General features: G+C 74.7%; 1 protein-coding gene. It reads right to left on the bottom strand.

Translation table 11 applies throughout. The features are described 5' to 3' along the window. Positions 1-1,229: capsular biosynthesis protein (locus FV223_RS28000; protein ID WP_147729925.1), on the bottom strand; the 1,229-nt coding region annotated here is incomplete at both ends.

Consider the following 1,229-nt stretch of genomic DNA (forward strand, 5'->3'; position numbering starts at 1 on the left):
GCGCTGAGGCGGTCGAGCAGCTGCTCGGGGCCGCACGGCTTCATCGCCACCGGATCGAGGTAGCGCGGATACAGGATCAGCGCGCCGGCGACGAGCTGGTCGAGGGCGAGCGTCCGGCCGCGGTCGGCGCCGGGCGCGAGATCCTCGGTGAGGCCCCAGCCGGCATAGAACGGCCGCCCGTGCGTCGCGACGCTCAGGCCCCGGATCAGCGCCTCGAAGCCGGCGAGCGAGGTCATCGTCTCGACGTGGTGCACCCGGTCGAGCAGGTCGACGATGCTCAGGCCCGAGACGATCCGGTCGGCGAGCCCCAGGGCCTCGGCTTCGGGGATCGCGCCGGGGCGGAACCCGGCCTCCACGTCGGGATGCGGCTTGTAGAGCAGGAAGGCGTCCCGGTTGCGCGCCCGCGCCGCCTGCAGCAGCGCCCGGTTCGAGCGCACGTTCGGCGAGCCGTAGCGGACCGAGGCGTCGTCCTCGACCTGGCCCGGCACCAGCACGATCCGCCGGTCCGCCGGCCACGCGCCCGCGGCGACCGTGAGGCCGACATTGTACTTGCTCAGGCGCCGCGCGACGATCGTCTCGCGCAAGGACTTCGCCCGGGTGACCAGGGCGTCGGAAAATTCGGCTTCGGCCAGGATCCGCGAGAGACGGCTCTCGCGCCGCGGATCGTAGTAGATGCCACGATCGTCGACCACGATCGAGGCGCCGGGCTGCAGGCTCGCCCCGAGGCCGACCGAGCGCAGGAAGCCGTCCTCGACCCGCGCCAGCGGCAGGCCGGCCTCCGCGCAGACCGCCTCCAGGGCCTCCGGCGCGCGCGTGGCCCAGGCGAGCACCTGCCCGTCGTGGCGCTTCGCGGCGGCGACCGCGTCGGCGACGGTCATGGTGTGGATCGGCGTGCCCTTCGGGCCGACGGCGAAGGCGTCGAGCGCCGGCCGCTTCCAGCGCGAGATGCCGACGTAGACGACGCGCCGCGCGTTCTCGGAAAACCGCGCCCGGAGCCAGGCGACGCGCTCGGCGCAGGCCGCGCGGTCGATCGGCGCCCGCGTCCAGGGGTCGAAATGGTGCAGGCCCGGCGTCTCGCGCCCTCCGACCGGCTCGCCGGCCAAGGTCAGGATCAGGCTCGAGAACCCGGTCTCGGCGCTGTCATAAGGGCTGAGCAGCGGCCCGGGCGCCACGACAAGCGGGGGACGGCCGGCGAGCCGCAGCAGCCGGGCGGCCGGCCCGTCGCGCCA

Source organism: Methylobacterium sp. WL116, from assembly GCF_008039455.1.
Lineage (GTDB): Bacteria > Pseudomonadota > Alphaproteobacteria > Rhizobiales > Beijerinckiaceae > Methylobacterium.